At 40.7% G+C, this 19,458-nt stretch carries 18 protein-coding genes; 4 read left to right on the forward strand and 14 right to left on the reverse strand.

Going from position 1 to position 19,458, the window contains the following annotated elements:
* Nucleotides 1-3 precede the first annotated feature (3 nt).
* A complete protein-coding gene (locus JWQ34_RS14120) occupies nt 4-957 on the forward strand; it encodes an aldo/keto reductase (RefSeq protein WP_299358104.1) in 954 nt (317 codons plus the stop codon).
* Between the two features lie 126 nt (nt 958-1,083).
* On the opposite strand, the gene JWQ34_RS14125 is transcribed toward JWQ34_RS14120, so the two are convergent.
* Nucleotides 1,084-1,836 (reverse strand): hypothetical protein, encoded by a 753-nt coding sequence (locus JWQ34_RS14125; protein WP_299358106.1) that lies wholly within the window; start codon nt 1,834-1,836, stop codon nt 1,084-1,086.
* 235 nt (nt 1,837-2,071) lie between these two features.
* Between JWQ34_RS14125 and JWQ34_RS14130 the strand changes: the two genes are divergently transcribed.
* Entirely contained in the window at nt 2,072-3,337 is a 1,266-nt protein-coding gene (locus JWQ34_RS14130) for a PQQ-dependent sugar dehydrogenase (RefSeq protein ID WP_299358108.1), read from the forward strand.
* 93 nt (nt 3,338-3,430) lie between these two features.
* On the opposite strand, the gene JWQ34_RS14135 is transcribed toward JWQ34_RS14130, so the two are convergent.
* The 9 genes from JWQ34_RS14135 to JWQ34_RS14175 form a co-directional block, all read right to left on the reverse strand.
* Nucleotides 3,431-3,673 (reverse strand): hypothetical protein, encoded by a 243-nt coding sequence (locus JWQ34_RS14135; RefSeq protein ID WP_299358112.1) that lies wholly within the window; start codon nt 3,671-3,673, stop codon nt 3,431-3,433.
* A gap of 179 nt (nt 3,674-3,852) precedes the next feature.
* The gene (locus JWQ34_RS14140; RefSeq protein WP_299358114.1) at nt 3,853-4,602 is read right to left on the reverse strand and encodes an ABC transporter ATP-binding protein; all 750 of its coding nucleotides are present in this window, start codon (nt 4,600-4,602) and stop codon (nt 3,853-3,855) included.
* Between the two features lie 180 nt (nt 4,603-4,782).
* Nucleotides 4,783-5,658 carry a sugar phosphate isomerase/epimerase gene (locus JWQ34_RS14145; RefSeq protein WP_299358116.1) on the reverse strand — a complete coding sequence of 292 codons (876 nt, stop codon included), beginning with the start codon at nt 5,656-5,658 and terminating at the stop codon, nt 4,783-4,785.
* A gap of 125 nt (nt 5,659-5,783) precedes the next feature.
* Complete coding sequence (locus JWQ34_RS14150) at nt 5,784-7,016, reverse strand: nucleoside permease (RefSeq protein ID WP_299358118.1); 1,233 nt, start codon at nt 7,014-7,016, stop codon at nt 5,784-5,786.
* 171 nt (nt 7,017-7,187) lie between these two features.
* The gene (locus JWQ34_RS14155; protein WP_299358120.1) at nt 7,188-8,393 is read right to left on the reverse strand and encodes a sugar MFS transporter; all 1,206 of its coding nucleotides are present in this window, start codon (nt 8,391-8,393) and stop codon (nt 7,188-7,190) included.
* A 46-nt stretch (nt 8,394-8,439) separates the two neighbouring features.
* Nucleotides 8,440-9,495 carry a sugar phosphate isomerase/epimerase gene (locus JWQ34_RS14160; protein ID WP_299358122.1) on the reverse strand — a complete coding sequence of 352 codons (1,056 nt, stop codon included), beginning with the start codon at nt 9,493-9,495 and terminating at the stop codon, nt 8,440-8,442.
* 5 nt (nt 9,496-9,500) lie between these two features.
* A complete protein-coding gene (locus tag JWQ34_RS14165) occupies nt 9,501-10,658 on the reverse strand; it encodes a Gfo/Idh/MocA family oxidoreductase (protein WP_299358243.1) in 1,158 nt (385 codons plus the stop codon).
* A 318-nt stretch (nt 10,659-10,976) separates the two neighbouring features.
* Nucleotides 10,977-12,083 (reverse strand): fatty acid desaturase, encoded by a 1,107-nt coding sequence (locus JWQ34_RS14170; protein WP_299358124.1) that lies wholly within the window; start codon nt 12,081-12,083, stop codon nt 10,977-10,979.
* Nucleotides 12,084-12,200: 117 nt separating this feature from the next.
* Nucleotides 12,201-12,770 (reverse strand): acyl-CoA thioesterase, encoded by a 570-nt coding sequence (locus JWQ34_RS14175; RefSeq protein ID WP_299358127.1) that lies wholly within the window; start codon nt 12,768-12,770, stop codon nt 12,201-12,203.
* A gap of 82 nt (nt 12,771-12,852) precedes the next feature.
* On the opposite strand from JWQ34_RS14175, the gene JWQ34_RS14180 reads away from it, so the two are divergent.
* Nucleotides 12,853-13,551 (forward strand): hypothetical protein, encoded by a 699-nt coding sequence (locus tag JWQ34_RS14180; protein WP_299358129.1) that lies wholly within the window; start codon nt 12,853-12,855, stop codon nt 13,549-13,551.
* A gap of 48 nt (nt 13,552-13,599) precedes the next feature.
* Here JWQ34_RS14180 and JWQ34_RS14185 read toward each other — a convergent pair whose 3' ends face one another.
* From JWQ34_RS14185 to JWQ34_RS14200, 4 genes are all read right to left on the reverse strand, one after another.
* Entirely contained in the window at nt 13,600-14,100 is a 501-nt protein-coding gene (locus JWQ34_RS14185) for a peptidylprolyl isomerase (protein ID WP_299358131.1), read from the reverse strand.
* A gap of 129 nt (nt 14,101-14,229) precedes the next feature.
* Nucleotides 14,230-16,278 carry a thioredoxin domain-containing protein gene (locus JWQ34_RS14190; protein WP_299358133.1) on the reverse strand — a complete coding sequence of 683 codons (2,049 nt, stop codon included), beginning with the start codon at nt 16,276-16,278 and terminating at the stop codon, nt 14,230-14,232.
* 58 nt (nt 16,279-16,336) lie between these two features.
* Entirely contained in the window at nt 16,337-16,630 is a 294-nt protein-coding gene (locus tag JWQ34_RS14195) for a hypothetical protein (RefSeq protein ID WP_299358135.1), read from the reverse strand.
* Complete coding sequence (locus JWQ34_RS14200) at nt 16,627-16,836, reverse strand: DUF2683 family protein (RefSeq protein ID WP_299358137.1); 210 nt, start codon at nt 16,834-16,836, stop codon at nt 16,627-16,629. The genes JWQ34_RS14195 and JWQ34_RS14200 overlap by 4 nt, the downstream gene beginning before the upstream one ends.
* Nucleotides 16,837-16,982: 146 nt before the next feature.
* Between JWQ34_RS14200 and JWQ34_RS14205 the strand changes: the two genes are divergently transcribed.
* Nucleotides 16,983-18,935, forward strand: coding sequence for a M1 family metallopeptidase (locus tag JWQ34_RS14205; RefSeq protein ID WP_299358139.1), 1,953 nt, complete (start codon nt 16,983-16,985; stop codon nt 18,933-18,935).
* Nucleotides 18,936-19,458 lie beyond the last annotated feature (523 nt).

Genomic DNA, 19,458 nt, shown 5'->3' on the forward strand with positions numbered 1-19,458 from the left:
GCTATGAATAAAAGAGAATTAGGCCAATCTGGTATAATGGTTAGCCCGTTTTGCTTTGGGGGTAATGTGTTTGGATGGACCGTTAATGAGCAGCAATCATTTGAGTTATTAGACGCTTATGTTGACTCGGGACTTGAATTTATTGATACGGCCGATGTATATTCAAAATGGGTACCGGGCAATAAAGGCGGCGAGTCTGAAACTATAATAGGCAACTGGCTTAAACTATCTGGTAAGCGCGATAAAGTGATCATCGCTACAAAGGTTGGTAAACCTATGGGTGAGGATAAAAAAGGCTTATCAAAAACCTATATCACCAAAGCAGTTGAAGATTCATTAAAACGCTTACAGACCGATTATATAGATCTCTACCAATCGCATGATGATGATAAAGACACGCCGCTTGCCGAAACACTAACTACCTACACCGACTTAATTAAGCAAGGCAAGGTAAAAGCCATTGGCGCATCAAACTATAGCGCTGTGCGCTTTAAAGAAGCACTGGACGTAAGTAAAGCTAATGGACTTGCCCGTTACGAAACCCTGCAACCCGAGTATAATTTATATGACCGCGAAGGTTATGAAAAAGAACTGGAACCGCTTTGCGTGGACAATAATATAGGGGTTATTACCTTTTACTCATTAGCCAGTGGGTTTTTAACCGGCAAATATCGTTCAGAAGCTGATCTGTCAAAAAGCGCGCGTGGCGCCGGGGTGAAGAAATATCTGAATGATCGCGGATTTAAAATATTAGCCACTTTGGATGAAATAGCGGCACAATACAAAACTACGCCCGCCAGTATAGCTATTGCCTGGGTAATTGCCCGGCCGGGGATTACTGCCCCTATTGCCAGCGCAACATCGCTTAAACAATTACATGATACTACGCAGGCAGTGCATTTAGAGTTAAGTGCCGAGGCTATACATTTATTAAATGAGGCCAGTAGCCCCCTCTAAATCTCCCCGGAAGGGGAGACTTTATATCGTTGAAAAGCCCTCCCTTCCGGGGAGGGTTGGGAGGGGCTAACAAAAAAAGCCACCTCGCGGTGGCTCTTCTGTTATATATAATGGAGGAAATTATAGTTAAAACTTAAACCTGTCGTGACCATTTTGGGCGTGATTATCGGCAAAATGTTCGTTTGAGTTATCGCCTCTTTGTTGCTGACCATTTCCGTATTGACGTGATGGCTGGCTTTGTTGAGGTTGCGCTTGTTGGTAACCACCTTGCCAGCGGCCTTGTTGGCCATAACTACCTTGCCCGCGGCTTGGCTGGGATTGGTTATAGTTACCTCTTCCACTGTTATCATCTCTTCTATTTCCATTATCCCAGCCACGGTTATCGGCATGTTCTGCACCGCGGTAATTATCGTTACGTCTTTCAAAACGTGGTTCTTCATTTCTGCGTTCATTGCGGTTGGCGTAGTTACGGTCATCAAAACGTTCGTTACGGTTCCAGTTACGCATATTACCACGGTATCTTTCACGATACACATCGGCATTTAAATATGGGCGACGTGCTCTTAACTCGTAGTGACGGGCGTTTCTCCAATCGTAGTTACGGTACTCGCCTGGTAAATAAGCTGCTGACACCCATCTTTCACCATCGTTATAGTAGTAGTTTTGGTCGGCAACACCATAGTAAGCGTCTACTTCGGGTAGATAATAATAGTCATCTGCATTACTATAATTAGCCGCTATATTAGGGCTTAATACTGATGCCTGAACAACCGAGCGACCACCACCTAAGTGTAATCCTATTTGTAATAATTGTGCATTTGCGTTGGTATAAAATAAACCACTTAATGCTATTGCTGATATTAAAGCTATCTTTTTCATATTCTTAGTTTTTATGTATCTATGACGATAAAAACAAGCCAGGGTTTAATAACGCATTTATGATAAACTGAATATCATTTATAAAACAGAATTATATTCTTATTTTATATTAAATTTAAGAATTAAATTTTACAACAATCGAATTTTGAAGCCATTGTAAAAGCTTTGCTAATATTAAATTTGGTTTGCGCCTTTAAATATTATTCTGTTAATTTTGGTAGATAAACTAACATTTATGAAAAACAGAAAAATATTCTCTTTGCTGCTGTTACCTGCGTTTGCAGTTAGCGGATTGTTATTATTAAACGCTTTAAAAAGCGATCCCCCTAAAAAATATAAAGCAGCCGAAGCCGGTTTAACCCTACCCGAAGGTTTTAATGCGACTGTGATTGCCGATAACCTAGGCAGTGCCCGCCACCTGGTTGTTACCCCGCAGCATGATATTTATATACACATGGCCAGTACGCGTAAAACCAAAGGCATTATTGTATTACATGAGGACGGAAACGTAGCAACTGTAAAAACAAGCTTTGGTGATTATGGCGGCACCGGCATAGCTATTAAAGACGGTTATTTATATGCATCGTCTAAAAATTCGGTTTTTCGTTATAAGTTGGACGCCCAAAACCAGGTGATTGATGCTAATAAACCCGAAACAGTTGTTAGGGGCTTACTAGAAATAGATCATCATCAGCCTAAGGCCCTTACTTTAGATAATGATGGTAATTTATATGTTAACATCGGCGCTCCAAGTAATATTTGCGAGGAGTATGATAAAAATAGAACAGGTTGTTCAATATTAGATTCGGCAGGTGGTATATGGCAGTTCAAAGCTAATAAGCTTAACCAAAGCTATCCGGAAAGTGTGCATTATGCCACAGGCTTACGCAATGTGGTTGGTATATTTTGGAACCAACAACTTAACCAGCTTTTTGTAACGCAACATGGCCGCGATGCGTTGCATGATCTTTACCCGAAATTATATACAACAAAACAATCTGCCGAATTACCTGCCGAATGTTTGTTCGCACTAAAAAAAGGCGACAATGCCGGTTGGCCATACATTTATTACGATTGGCAAAAACAAAAAAATATATTAGGACCTGAATATGGTGGTGATGGCGAAAAAGAAGCCGACCCCAAATACATTAAACCGGTAGTAGGTTTCCCGGGACACTATGCACCCGATGGTTTGTTATTTTATACAGGCGACCAATTCCCGGTGAGGTATAAAAATGGCGCTTTCATTGCTTTTCATGGTTCATGGAACCGCTACCCGGAGCCACAGGCAGGTTATTTAGTAGCATTTCAACCATTTAAAAATGGCAAGCCAGATGGTAAATGGGAAGTTTTTGCTGATGGATTTGCGGGAACACCAGAACAAAAAGCTTCCGGCCGTGCCGTACATCGCCCATGCAGTTTAGCACAAGGGCCAGATGGTTCAATCTATATTACTGATGATAACAAAGGAACTATTTATAAGATCACTTATAAGAAGTAATACTTTCTTGTCATATTGAATGAAGAGAGAAATCTATACACATGCAATATCAATTGTATAGATTTCTCCTTTTAGTAGAATGACATTTTTGTTTTAGGCAGCAATATTTGCTTTTACCACTTCTATCACAAAATTATTTTTGAGTTCTTTCTCGGCTATCACAACACTAAAGTCATCATATCTAATGCCGTTATCAATTGGGTATACCGTGTAACCCCTTTTGTTAGCATCGTATTCGCCTAGTTCAAACACTTCTTCTTGTGTTTTGCCTTTGATCTTGGCACCGCTTACCAGCTGGTACGCATCAAATATGTTTTGGAAATTGTTGTTCATCATAGTGACCGGATGAGTGCAATAAGTTTGCCAAAGATTTAAATTAAGGAAATGTTAGTCCGGATTTATAATCCCAGATTGAATTACACGGGGATTTGCAATCCCCATACGCGGATTAAAAAATCTGCAATTGTTAAAGACCGGATTACAAATCCGGACTAACATAAAAGAGGGTGACTAACCTACCCAAACCACTCAAACAAATCATTCTGTTTTAATGATTGCTTATACTGCGTATCCACATCTTTTATAATCACCCCTTCGCCCATTTGGATAATACGTGTTCCGTAATTGTAGGCATCTTTTAAATTATGGGTGACTAATATTGTGGTCAGTTTAAATTCATGGCTTAGTTTATCGGCAGTACGCATAACTATTTCTGCTGATCGTGGGTCAAGAGCTGCTGTCGGTTCATCTAACAGCAATATTTTACATTCATCCATCACACTCATCAGCAAGGTTAAAGCTTGCCGCTGTCCGCCTGATAGCGTGCCCATGGGTTGTTCAATCTTATTTTCAAGCCCCATGCCCAGGGTAGCAATCTTTTCTTTAACATGCTTCTTAAAAGCATCATTAACACCTATAGATAAGCCCTTGATTTTTGTACGAATAGCTGCAAGGCGAAAATTATCCAATATACTCAATTCGGATGCCGTACCACTCATGGGGTTTTGAAAAACGCGGGCTATCCATTTGCTGCGCTCGTAATCGGCTAGTTTGGTTACATCGGCGCTATCAAAAGTAATTGTACCGGATGATGGCAAGATACTGCCGGAGATTAAGTTCAACAAGGTGCTCTTCCCCGAGCCATTCGATCCAACAATAACAATAAATTCTTCTGTTTTAAGGGTTAGGTCTATGCCATTAACCGCGTTTATTTGGTTGGCTCGGCCCTTGTTAAAAACTTTGTGAATGTTTGTTATGTTGATCATAAATCTAATTAAAAACAAACCGTCATTGCGAGGAACGAAGCAATCTCTGCAACAGACAGTCAATATGTAAAATGCTGGAGGTAAGACAAATGTTCTTTACATCTTTCTCATCACCAGCATTTGGGAATTTGATTAGCGAGTGTAGAGATTGCTTCGTTCCTCGCAATGACGGCACTTCTATTAAATACTGATCTTATCCTTAATGTACTTAGCGCTCTCTGCTATACTTACATAAGGGTCAATATCAATATAATTTTCCTGCTCAACAATAAAGTGTTTTACACCCGCCTCTTTTGCTTTGCTTAGTATTTTAACAAAGTCTATACTGCCTTTACCTATCTCGGTATTTAAGTTTGATTTGGTTTTATCCATATCCTTAATATGCACAAAAGCAAACCGTCCGGGATGTTTAGCCATCAACTCCAACGGATCTTTGCCCGAACGTACTACCCAGTAAATATCCATTTCCATGGCTACTAGTTTAGGATCGGTGTTATCAATAACAGTATCATAAAAAGTAGTATCGCCAATTGGTTTCCACTCGAAGTTGTGGTTATGGTAGCCTAATTTCAGGCCAGATTTCTGGCAGATCTCAGCTGCTTTATTCATTTTATCAGCAACAGCTTTACACTCATCAACCGTTTTAATAAACTCGCCGTTTATTGACGGAACAATGATATGCGATTGCCCGGTAGCGTTAGCTGCCTCTATATAGGCTTCTAAATTATCTGTTTTACCCGAACCGAAGAACTGGTTCATATCATAATGGCCGCTTGGCGTGGTTAAGCCGTTTGCTTTAAGCAGGCTATTAAATGCTTTGGGATCCAACCCCCAAAAACCGGCTTTTTTGCTATAGCCAAATGGCTCTACTTCTTTGTATCCGGCTGCCGCTATTTTGGCTATAACGCCGCTTACATCTTTAGGTAATTGGTCGCGCAGGCTATATAGCTGCAAGCCCACATTTTTAATAGGTTTTGCCGACAATAAATGTGGCGCTAACATGGCACCTGCTGAAAGCAGGCCTGCCTGCGTTAAGAACGTTCTTCTGGTTGTCATTGATTTTGGTATTTGTAATTAGTTGGCTAAAATTAATAATATCTGCGGATGATTGTAGCTTATAGACATAAAAAAAGCGACAGGTTTAATACCCATCGCTTTTTAGTTATCATAATAGATCAATATTATGCTTCGATAGTTGTTTCGGCTTTGGTCTTATCGTTAAAGAACAGCAGGAACAATACCATTACAACGGCAGCTATACCGGCTGGTATCAGCCATATCATGTGCCAGTCGTGACCGGCTGGTGTATTATAAGCGTCAGATATTAAACCGGCAACGTAGAAGCCAATTAACATACCCACACCGTAAGTCGCTAAGGTTATTACACCTTGTGCTGCACTTTTAATTTGCGGGCCGGCTTTAGAGTCAGTATAGATCTGACCTGACACGAAGAAAAAATCATAGCATACACCATGTAGGGCGATGCCTATTATCAACAAGAAGCTCAACTCGCCAGAGTTACCATAAGCAAACATAACGTAACGTAGTGCCCAGGCAAGCATACCTACCAAAATTGTCCATTTAAACCCAAACCTTTTAAAGAACATAGGCAATGCCAGTAAAAATGCAACTTCAGACACTTGTCCTATGGTCATTTTACCTGTCGGGTTATTAACCTTTATTTCTGTTAAAAAGCTATTAGCGTTTTGGTAATAAAATGCCAACGGGATACAGATCAAAATTGAGGCGATAAAAAACACCAGGAAATTTTTATCCTTTAACATTTTAAGCGCGTCTAAGCCCAACACCTGTGATATACCCACTTTTTCGGTAGCTGTTTTTGGTGGAGTAGCCGGTAATGCAAAACTGAATAAGCCCAATATTAATGAGGCAACGCTCGACATTAAAAATGTATACTTTAAGAAACCTTTTGATACATTTTCGGTAGCATCCCAATGGAACAGAAAGCTAATGGCCAGGCCGGCAACTATCCAGCCTATTGTCCCCCAAACGCGTATGGTCGAAAATTCTTTTTCGGGATCTTTCATCTGGCTAAATGAAACCGAGTTTACCAACGCCAGTGTTGGCATATACAATATCATATAACCTAGTACGTATGGGTAAAAGGCAGAAATATTAACAGCTGCATAACATTGGTACATTAATACGGCGCCAATAATATGTAGCACACCTAATATTCTTTCGGCGTTAAAATATCTGTCGGCAATTAAGCCAACTATAAATGGCGCTATTATAGCTCCCCATGATTGTGTAGAATAAAGCGCGCCTGTTTGTGCGCCCGTAGCATGCAGGTTAGTGCCCGCAAATGGCCCCATAGTAACATACCATCCCCCCCAGATAAAAAACTGCAGGAACATCATTACCGATAGCTTAATTTTGATAGTTGTATTCATTATTTAGTTTATAGATGATTTTAAGAAGCTAAATTTAGTAATATCCCTGAATGAATGCCCCTGCCTGAACAGACTATTTCTTCACATTAAATAAAAGCAGCGGAGGGCGTAAAACAAAATAGCGATGGGTTTTAAACCCATCGCTATTGTTTTATACTATTTAAAAGTTACTTATGCTTGTACTGCTGCTGCAGACTTTTTGCTTTTGCCCTTCATATAAAGCACCAAACCCGCAAAAGCTACGATCAGTATCAATGGGATAATTAATGTGGCATTTAAAACGCTTTTACCTGCAAGAGTGGTATCACTACCCGCTTCTTTTTGGATTCTGTCATAAAATCCCCCCATAAATATAGTGTACAGTGATACAGCAAACATTCCAGCTCCACCCATAAGGTTTAAACCTAAAGCGCCGGTTGCAGGCATATTTGTATTCACAAAACCAAGCATGGTTGGCCAAAAGAAACATACACCCATACCAAATACTACAGCGCCGCCAAAAACAGCTGTGCCATCCAGATGTCCTAGCATGTATAACCCTAAAGCTGCAAGAATAGCTGATATTAGTAAAAGTGTTTGAGGGGTAACCGCTTTCAATACAGGTTTAGCGAAAGCACGGCCTAAGAATACAACGCCATTACCTAATGTTAAAAGAAGTAATGCGTTTTGAGTTACATTTTTCAATAATACCTCTATCCACTGGCCGGTAAATAACTCTGTGATGGCAGTACCGAACATGCATATAAACATAAAGGCGAATAATGGGTTTAATAACGCCTTGTACATACCAGCGGTTGATACACCTGAAGCCACGCGCTCTGTAACCGGGAAATCTAATTTAGAAAATAAGTAACCGTAAATAACAGTAGGTATAAGCATTACACCTACCTGCACTTGCCAACTTAAGCCAAAGTGCTTAAACAATAATACTACTAACGTTCCTATCACAATGCCACCCGGAAACCATAAATGGAAATGAGTTAGCTTTGTTACTTTATTATCTGTGTACAACGACGCTACCAATGGGTTGCAGGCGGCTTCAACAGTTCCGTTAGCCAAACCTATTAATAAGGTTGATATGTACAACGTCCAAAACCCACCGGCGAATACTGTAAGTATTATACCTGCCAAATGGAATAGAAAAGCCATTACCAACAGGCGTTTCATGCCGATTACATCAACGATAAAGCCGCCTACAACAACGGCTATAGGAAAACCGTAAAATGCGGTCGCAGTTATTTGGCCAAGTTGTTCTTTGTCTAAATTGAATTTTGCACCCAGGTCGCCCAGGATTCCTGCACGAATACCAAACGACAGTGATGTAACCAACAGGGACAAGCAACTTGCCCTGAATAGCTGTGTACGATTAATTTGCATTATTGTTTATGTTTAAGTTTATAATTGGTTTATAAATGTATTAATTTTAATCAATTCCTAATAGTTTACGATTAAAACCTTCGTCAGACCCTGCTGCCGCGAAATCATCAAACGCCTTCTCTGTTACGCGGATGATATGGTCTTTAATAAATACTGCGCCTTCTTTTGCACCATCTTCCGGATGTTTCAAAGCACACTCCCACTCCATTACGGCCCATCCGCTGAAGTCATATTGTGCCATTTTGCTAAATATCGATTTAAAATCAACCTGCCCATCGCCTAAGCTACGGAAACGTCCCGCGCGATCAATCCAGTTTTGATAACCGCCATAAACACCCTGGCGTCCTGTCGGATTAAACTCGGCATCCTTAACGTGGAACATTTTTATACGCTCGTGGTAGATATCGATATATTCCAAATAATCTAAACACTGCAACACAAAGTGCGATGGATCATACAATAAATTGGCACGTTTATGATTGTTTACCTTCTCTAAAAACATTTCAAAGCTGATACCATCATGCAAGTCCTCACCGGGATGTACTTCATAACAAACATCAACGCCGTTATCTTCAAACACATCCAATATTGGTAACCAGCGTTTAGCCAGTTCTTTAAAACCTGTTTCTACCACACCGGATGGGCGCTGTGGCCACGGATAAACCATTGGCCATAACAAAGCACCGCTAAAGGTAGCATGAGCGTTTAAACCCAGATTTTGCGATGCTTTTGCTGCGTATTTTAATTGCTGTACCGCCCACTCCTGGCGTGCCTTAGGGTTTTTATGAACTTGTGGCGGCGCGAAAGCGTCAAACAATTCATCATACGCCGGGTTTACGGCTACCAGCTGACCCTGTAAATGGGTTGATAGTTCGGTAATTTCCAAACCGTGGCTGTTAACCAAACCTTTAATTTCATCAGCATAGGTTTTGCTTTCGGCTGCTTTTTGTAAGTCGAAATAACTGGTTGCCCAGCTTGGTATCTGGATACCTTTAAATCCTAAACTTTTTGACCATTTACAGATCTCGTCAAGCGTATCAAATGGCGGTGTGTCACCTAAAAATTGTGCTAAAAAAATACCGGGGCCTTTAATTGTCTTCATAATATTTATACGTTGAATTTAGTCCACTTCAAATCTGATTTACCCGAGGCTATTACATTTTCAATAAATGCCATGCCTCTTACACCATCGTCAATACCCGGATAATCTTGTGCCTCTGGTGTAGCTTGCGTACCCTCTATCCCGGCCTTAACACATAAAGCAAAGTTGTGGTACAGGTTAGCAAATGCCTCTAAATAACCTTCGGGATGCCCGCCGGGTGTGCGGGTATTATGCGCCGCGAATGAGCTTACATAACCACCACCGGTGCGATATATTTCCCAAGGCTTACCGCTCATTTTTACTATTAATGTATTGGCATCCCATTGCTGCCATTCTAAGCTGCCGCTTTCGCCATATACACGGATCTTCACATTGTTTTCTTCGCCTGCAGCGATTTGGGTGGCGGTTAATACCGCGCTTGCGCCGTTGTTTAGTTTTATTAAAACAGCGCCGTCATCATCCAGCTTACGGCCCTCAACAACAATATTAATATCGGCACATAGCTGCGTAACCTGCAGGCCGGTAACATATTCCATTAAATTGAAAGCATGCGTACCAATATCACCCATCGCGCCTGCTATTCCGCTTTTACCTGGGTCTGTACGCCAAGCCGCTTGTTTATTATCATCACCCTCTAAGAAAGTGCTTAACCAACCCTGCGGGTACTCCACGTATATTTTACGCACCTTACCAATCTTGCCTGCTTTAACTAATTGTTTAGCTTCCTTCACCATTGGGTAACCGGTATAGGTGTGAGTCAGGCAAAATAATTTCCCGCTTGATTTAATCACTTTTTCCAACTCCTTCGCTTCGGCTAACGAAAAAGTCATCGGTTTATCCAGCACCACATGGAAACCATTCTCCAATGCCATTTTGGTTGGACCAAAGTGCATATGGTTTGGAGTAACAATGCTTATAACTTGCACTCGCTCATCAGCAGGTAGTTGTTTTTCTTTCTCAATCAGTTCTTCGTATGATGCGTATGACCGCTCGGCTGATAAGCCCAGCTCTATGCCGCTTGCCTTTGATTTTTCGGCATTGCTGCTAAAAGCTCCGCATACTAGTTCATAATCACCATCAATACGGGCGGCTATACGGTGTACGGCACCAATAAAAGCACCTTGCCCGCCCCCTATCATTCCTAATCTTAGTTTCATAGTTATTCTGTCGGCATGTTAAATTATCGCCATCAATTAAATTGACGCGTTTAATCTTTTGGTTATTAGTTTATACTGTTACTATTTGGTTGTTTTTGGTAATTTAACAGGTGTAAAGCACCTGTCAATCCCCTTTTTATATAGGTTTACCAAACATAATAACTTTATTAATAAAAAACCTAATGCCATAAATTTATTACCAAGTTTTATATGCTTTAAAAAGCACATAACAAAGCAGGCCCGATACATTGTATCGGGCCTGCTTATCTGGAATTGAAAGGGGTAATTAGTTTTTATATCCTTTTCTAATTTGGTAATTAGTAGTTAAACTGTTTCAACTACTAATATTTCGTCCTGCATTTCAAAAGCTTCTATACCTTCTATTACTATAGCATTGCTTGTAGCTTTAGTGGCTTTATGTATGCCATAATGGTCACTATAAAATTGGGCTTTCGAATCGCGATATGAGCTTACCGCCCCTATCAAACTCATAAATTTAATATAATACCATGCGGTATCAACCTGCCATGGTTTAAAACCAGAACGCGCGCTGTTAGGATAAGCATGATGGTTATTATGCCACTCGCCGGCTACAATACCGGGCCATACCTGGTTTATAGACATATCCTCGCGGTTATAATCTACACCTTCCCGGCGCATATCTTTTCCTTTACCGTGGCCCTCATAGTTAAATGTACGTACACCAACTGCCCAAAAACCTGCCGCACCAAACATGGCACTGGCCAGGCCCATACCACCTATTAAATAGAAAGCGGAAAACCAAAGCCCCCAGCTTAAAACAACACTTAAAATAGTTTTAAGCGGATTAGCCAACGTACCCCATTTTTGATATTGGGCATAGGTATTAACCTGCACGCCGGTATGTTTCATTAACTTAACGCAGCAGTTATAATCTTTCTCGCTCATGTTACGGTTTATAGGCTGATGGGTTACATCGGCCAGAAAACAGTATAAGAAACCACCTTGCGCGTTATAAGGATCGCCGGGCTGATCTGACAAAGCATGATGTACGTGGTGCGATACCGCGTATATCTCTTCGGGAATAATTTTAAGGGTAAGATTTTGGGTAAAAAAGCGCCAAAAACTATTTTTAAACTGATAAGCGCCATGGGTACAGTACCTATGATGCCATATAGTACCATGGGTACCCATAACTATCATGCTGTACACAAAAGCTACAATCAATAATTTGATACTGAAGTATTTAAAAATAAACAAAAACAGAAACGGTGCAAGCACCACAACCATCATCCAGCTAATAAAAGAGAGCCAGTTCTTTTTGTTTTTAAATACGTTTAGTCTTGAAAAAAATTCTTTAAAAATTTGTTTTGGGGTTGGCTTTGCCAGTTCACCGTTCTCGTCCGTCCATCCATATGCTGGTGGTTCCAGCACATTGTTTAAAAATGCCATTTAGTAGTTTTGAGTCTTGATCAATTAATCTGGTTTGTAATTTGAGTGTAATATATGAATAAAAAACTTGTTAAAGAGCTTTTATTTTATTCCATAACACTACTTTAACATTAAACGTTAATTATTGATTAAAATTACCCGTTCGCCGGTTAATAATTGTTCACATTCATCAAAACCATCCGGAACAGCAATTTCATCCACTTCATGTTTATAGTTTTGCTTGATCTCTTTGCGGCGTTTAGCTTCAATAAATCGCCTTACGTGGGTGCGGTTCTCTAATATAAGCCCCGGTATCTGGGCGGGTTTATTTTGTTCATCCCTGGCTACCATGGTAAAATAGCTGGTATTGGTATGTTTTATAATGTTGGTTTTAATATTCTCTGATATTACACGTATACCCACCACCAATGAGGTATTACCCACATAATTTACCGATGCCATAAGCGATACCAGGTCGCCAACCTCAACGGGCTGTAAAAAGTCAACCGTGTCAATCGATGCGGTAACGCAGTAGTTACCCGCGTGCTTAGCGGCGCAAACGTAGGCTACCTTATCCATAAGAGACAGTAAAATACCGCCATGTATCTTACCTCCAAAATTGGAGTATGATGGTATCATTAACTCTGTAATAGTTGTTGCCGAAAAGTGAACGGTTTTAAAGGTTGAAGTATCTGGTAAGGCTGACATAGTTTTTTGCTTATACCCTGCAATATAAAACATTTAGCTATGGCAATACTTTATATATATTAAATTGCCAAAAATTTATGCAGTGAAAAACATTATATTACCTATACTACTTACATTTATTACCGGCTATTGCTCTGCCCAGCAAATAGTTGAACGCAAAAACAAATTAACCGGTAGCGTTACCGAGCAATTCCAATCTATTATTGAAACTGATAAACAGGTTAAGCAAGGCATGTACCATGCTTTTTTTGCCAAGAAAACAGTTATAGCCAGCGGCGCTTATAAAAACGATAAAAGAATTGGCACCTGGCATTTTTTTGATCCCACCGGCAAGATCATGCAGAATTATGATTATGACAATAATCAAATATTATACGAATCGCGCGAGGACGAAAAAACGAAATTTAGATATAATATAGATTATATAATCAATAAAGATGATGTAACCACAAAACCGGTTAGGCTGGGTGGGCGGTACTTTGGTTATATACCTTATTTACGATTGTTCAAATTACCTGGTGATCTGGCCGACATCAATCCCGAGCAATCCTCTGTTATATTAGAACTATTGATAAGCCCAATGGGACGATTGGCAGATTATACTATCCGCATAAAAAACAGCTATACAGGTGAGGACATAAGGGTTTTGAATATAAACATCGATCTACTGGCTGATGAAGACAAAATATTTATACCTGCTACGCTGAACAAAAGCCTTGTTTCATCGCAAATTAAGGTAGCCTGCTATATGAATAGGTATGGTGATATAGATATTGATTAGTGGCAGTAGCAGTTGCGTGAGCGGTAATAACTGCTACTGCTACTTTATTTAGTGTCCGTGATGACCGTCTGCTCCATGAGCATGGCCATGTGATAATTCTTCGGGTGTTGCGGGCCTAACGTTAATGATAACGCCTTTAAAATGTAAAGGTTGGCCAGCCATCGGGTGGTTCAAGTCAACAATAACAGAATCTTCGGCAACAGAAACTACCTGTCCCTGGAAATGATTTCCCTGGTTATCCTGCAAAGGCAATATAGCGCCAACCTCAGGCAAATCTGCTCCCTGGAACATTTCAATCGGCAAATTAGCTACTGCTTCTTCATCATGCTCGCCATAAGCATCCTCAGCAGTTAAGCGGAAATCATAAATATCATTGGTTGATAGCGGGCTCAAATGCTCTTCAAATTTTGGAAGCATTTGTCCGGCTCCAAATAAAAAAGTTAGCGGTTGCTCTTGTGTGGCACTTTCTACTAAAGCTTCGGTACCATCTTCCTGGTCAACATACAAATCGTAAGTTAATGACACTACATGTTGTGGTTCAATTTTCATCAGTATAATTTGTTTTTTTAAAGGTGATGAAGCTATCATGATAACTCATGATGGTTTCATCAGAATAATTTATTCGTTAGTGGTAAAATATTGGCACTCAGGGGTGCTTTTGTTGCTTATATATTAATATTAAATGTTTTGGGCGTTAATTTGTTTTAATGCTTCCGCGATATTGGCAGTCGGTAATCCGCAGGTTTTATCTTTGCAGATAAATACTTGTGTTTTGTCGCTAAACTTATCGCGCAGCAAAGGTAAACTTCCTTTTGTACCACCCAAAATAATTTTATTAGGAATATATTTTTTTTCCATTTCTATACGGAAAGCCGCTGCATCACCGCCCACTATGGCTACCTCATAAATGCCAAATACCTCATCCAGCAATAACATGCTCCAGTTTGAATAAGCCGAACCGTATTTAGCCATGTGCGGCATAATATTACTTAATTGCTGTGCCGATATTTGCAGGTATTGCCCCTTATCAAACAGTAAACCCAGTTTTTTTAAGTTACGTGCCATTACAGAATTTGATGCCGGGATAACGTTATCCATAACCTCGGCTTTACGGGCTATTAGTTGCTCATCATCATCCGCGGTAAAAAAGAAAATACCGTTTACCTCGTCATAATAATGAGCGATGGCGCTATCGGCCAGTTTTATCGCGTGGTTTAGCCATTGCTCATCAAAAGTAACTTCGTATAAGGCGATGAAGGCATCTATGATATTGGCGTAGTCGTCTAAAAAAGCGACCTCACCCAACCCTCTCCTTTGGAGAGGGTTGGCCCCATCACTGCCCGTTTCCACTGTTTTATAAACGCGGGAGATACGCCCGTCCTTTATTAAATTAGTGGATAAGAAATTTGCGTTTTTTAGGGCGATGTCTAAATATTCAACTTTGTTAAACGTCCGATAAGCTTCGCATACCCCTTTTAACATTAAACCGTTCCATGAGGCTAGTATCTTATTATCCAGTCCGGGTCTGATGCGTTTACTTCGTGCTTCAAATAGCTTTTTTCTGGATGCCGCTACGCTGTCTAATAATTCTTCGACAGGGATGCCGATGGCTTCGGCAAGTTCTTTATCTTCGCCACGTTTAAACAGGATATTGGTTTGTCCTTCCTCCCAATTACCTTCATCATTAATATGGTAATAGATGCAAAATAACTCTGCCTCTGTACCTAATATAGCCTGAATTTCTTCTTTCGCGAAAACATAGAACTTACCCTCTACCCCTTCACTATCCGCATCAAGCGCCGAGTAAAAACCACCATCCGGCGACAACAATTCGCGCACAGCAAAATCAATGGTATCGCTAACAGTTTGTTTGTATAATTCATCCGGCTGCCAGGTGTAGGCCTCAGAATATAAAGTAATCAACTGGCCATTATCATACAGCATTTTTTCGAAATGGGGCACGTGCCATAAACCATCAACTGAATATCGGGCAAAGCCTCCGCCTAAATGATCATAGATACCCCCATAGGCCATTTTTCGTAATGTTAGCTTGGCAAGCTCAGCAATTTTATTATCCTGCATTAAGTGCGCGTATCGCACCAAAAACTGCCAATTATTAGGCATCGGGAACTTTGGGGCCGTCCCCATTCCTCCCTCTGTTTTATCAAAATACTTTTTCCAGTTGTTTACAATAACTTCCAGATCGGCTTGGGTATAGTCAGGTTGCGTTTCAACAAAACCTATCGACTCATATTTTTGGATGCCTTCGGTTAAACGCTCGGCATATTCCAGCGCGTCTTCGGGCTTTTGCTTGTAGTAATCGGCCAGGTTAAAGAGCAGGCTTGTCCAGTCGTTTTTACGGAAATAGGTGCCCGCATAAATAGGCCGCTGATCCGGCAGGCAGATACAATTTAACGGCCAGCCGCCCCTGCCGCTTATTAATTGTACAACACTCATGTAGATCTGGTCAACGTCCGGGCGTTCTTCCCGGTCAACTTTTATACATACAAAAAACTCGTTCATTACCGCGGCCACTTGCTCGTCCTCAAAACTTTCGTGCTCCATAACATGGCACCAATGACAGGCAGAATAGCCAATACTTACAATGATGAGTTTATTTTCGTCCTTAGCTTTTTGTAATGCTTCATTACCCCACGGATACCAATTAACCGGGTTATTGGCGTGCTGTAATAAGTATGGAGAAGTGGAGTTGGCTAAGCGGTTCATGATTAATTATTGGGTTAAAATGTAAAATTAACCACTTTAAAAGGATAGATGTTTGAATTTAATCTATTATGATAGGATCTTGACGGTTATCCCAAAAGTAAGCTATCAAAACATGGTCGATACACACTTTATAAAACATAGAACAGTTTTTATGTGGAATACATTTTCTTAACTCGGCATTTTCTTGAGCAATAGGATAAATGTACGGAGTTGCAGAAATAATGTCTAAAATTTTCGAGATCTTGGTTTCAAATTTAATTACAAAACGATCACCCCATCTTTGACGAAGCTGTGATATAACAGCATTATAAGTTTCTTCCGCTTCGGGAGTAAACTTTATTTCAAAGTTCATTTTTTAGTAAAATGCTTATCTTTAAATTCCTGTAGAGAAATTGTTTGTCCATTCTCATATTGTTTAAGGCTTCTTTCGATCCCTTTTAAAACATGGTCAGGTAATTTAGTCGGCTGATGTTCGAATTGAACTTTCAACGCCTTTAAAACAGCTTTAACTGTTTTAAGTTGCTCTGCACTTTCGGGATGTATCACAAGAGATTCCATATAACAAAAATACAAAAATTCATTACAAACTACCTAAATAAACAACTGCGTTTTCATCCTCAAATCCTACATTATGCAATAACATTTAATTTTACTTAATTTGCCCCGTACAAATTAACTGATCAATGTATTACTTTAAAAACTACATGCTATTAGCATGCGGATTGCTTGCTGTTGCCTTTAACGTATCGGCACAAGCACCTACCGACACGGTTAAATATAACCATTCGGACCTATTTGGCCCCATTGTTTGGCCTATGACCAGCAATGGCACCCGCTCTGCAGCCGGCAAACCCGGCCCAAACTACTGGCAAAACCGTGCCGACTATCAAATCCACGCTACTTTAAATGAAGCCGCTCAGGATACTACCATTAACGGTGATGTCACAATAACTTATACCAATAACAGTCCAGACAATATGGACCATTTATGGTTACAACTGGATCAAAACCTGTTCAGGCCAGACTCTCGCGGCGCGGCCGTTACACCTTACACCGGTGACAGGTTTGACGTTAAGGGCTTTAGCCGTGGTGGTATTACTATCACATCTGTGTCGGTTACTTATAAAGGACAGACCTATACAGTTACCCCGGTTATTACTGATGCACGTATGCAAGTGCGTTTAACTAAACCGCTTGGTGCCAATGGCGATAAAATACAGGTAAAAGTAAACTACAGTTTCTCTATTCCTTATTATGGTGCCGACCGTATGGGGCGCAAGAAATTTAGCCAGGGTATGGTTTACGAAATTGCGCAATGGTACCCGCGCATGTGTGTTTATGATGATGCCGAAGGCTGGAACACCTTACCCTACATGGGCTTGGGTGAGTTCTATTGCGACTACGGCGATTACGATTACTACATCACCGCGCCCGCTAACATGGTTGTTGTAGGATCTGGCGATCTTTTAAACGCCAATGAAGTACTTACCCCTATCCAGCAAAAACGTTTATCCGAAGCGCGTAACAGCGATAAAACGGTTACTATCATATCAGCCAGTGAAGTTGGCGAAGCTGCTACCCGTCCGGCTAAAGGGCTATTAACCTGGCACTTTAAAATGGAGAACACCCGTGATGTATCGTGGGCCGCATCTACCGCGTTTATTTGGGATGCTGCTAAGGTTAACCTGCCATCGGGCCGCAAATGTATATCGCAGTCGGCTTACCCAATTGAGAGCGCGGGCAATAACGCCTGGGGCCGCTCTACCGAGTATTTAAAGAACAGCATCGAGATCTACTCGAAAGCCTATATCGAATATCCATGGAACTCGGCGGTTAACGTATCGGGTGTGGCTTTAGGTATGGAGTACCCGGGTATTATTTTCTGCCTAAGCGGCTTGAAAAATGGCGGACTTTGGGGCGATGTAACCCACGAGATAGGCCATAACTGGTTCCCGATGATAGTTGGCAGCAACGAGCGTAAATATATGTGGATGGATGAAGGCTTTAACACCTTTATTAATGAGTACTCTACCAAGATGTTTAACAATGGCGAGTATGCTCCAAAAGGGCCCAACAACCGAGCGCAAAGCGTTTTAAGAAGCTATATCCGCAGTAATGATCCGTTAATAACCCCATCAGAGGCTATTGGCTTAAATGATTACGGGCAGTATTATAACAAAACCGCTTTAGGCTTAGATATGCTGCGCGATGTGGTTTTAGGGCCAGAGCGTTTTGATTATGCCTTCCACGAGTATATTAAGTATTGGGCCATGAAACACCCGTTGCCTTACGACTTCTTCCGCGCTATGAATGATGCCGCCGGCGAGGACCTGAACTGGTTCTTTAAGCCATGGTTCTTCACTACCTGGAAGCTGGACCAGTCGGTTGAGTCTGTAACTTATGATGGTGGCAACCCGGCTAACGGCGCTATCATCACCATAGCCAACAAAGAAAAAATGGCCATGCCGGTAGACCTGAAAATTACACAAGCCAATGGCAAAAACGAGCTGTTAAAACTACCTGTTAACGTTTTCCAGCGTAATGGTGTATGGAAGTTTAAATACCCGTCAACATCAACCATAAAAAGTATAGTGATCGATCCGGACCATCAGTTACCTGATATTGATTTGAAAAATAATACTTATAAAGTGGATTAATTTTTCATTTCGGATATCGGATGTTCGATATCGGATTTTTAATTTAAGTAAAGACCCGGTTTCTCAATGAAACCGGGTCTTTTTGTTTGTTGTTTCATGAAACAAGGTCTTATACGTCTATAGGTTTACGGTCAACCTTTATTAGGACTAGTCACAAAGTACGGAAACATTGTATTATAAAATGGTGGCATAACTTTGTCACCACATTTTAAGTTAAGTTTTTTAACCGGTGGCACGGTGGCGGTTAACGCACCAATGAGTATATATAAAATACGGCAGATAATGGCAGGTACAGGCAGGTACAGGTATACAAATTATGTACTCACTGCAGTTTCACGTACACTCATTGCAGGTGCAGGCATGTTTGCGTAAAACACTATAAATCAACAATCTAAAAACAAAAAATCGCCCTGATTTTTTGTTTTTTTTCACAGTTTTCAGGATTTAAATTGTCATTCTTTTTATTACGGGAATCCATGGCCCTGCTCTCAAGAGGGGAATCGCGCAGGCCACCACTTTTTTA

The sequence above is a fragment of the Mucilaginibacter sp. genome (genome assembly GCF_028288185.1).
Lineage (GTDB): Bacteria > Bacteroidota > Bacteroidia > Sphingobacteriales > Sphingobacteriaceae > Mucilaginibacter.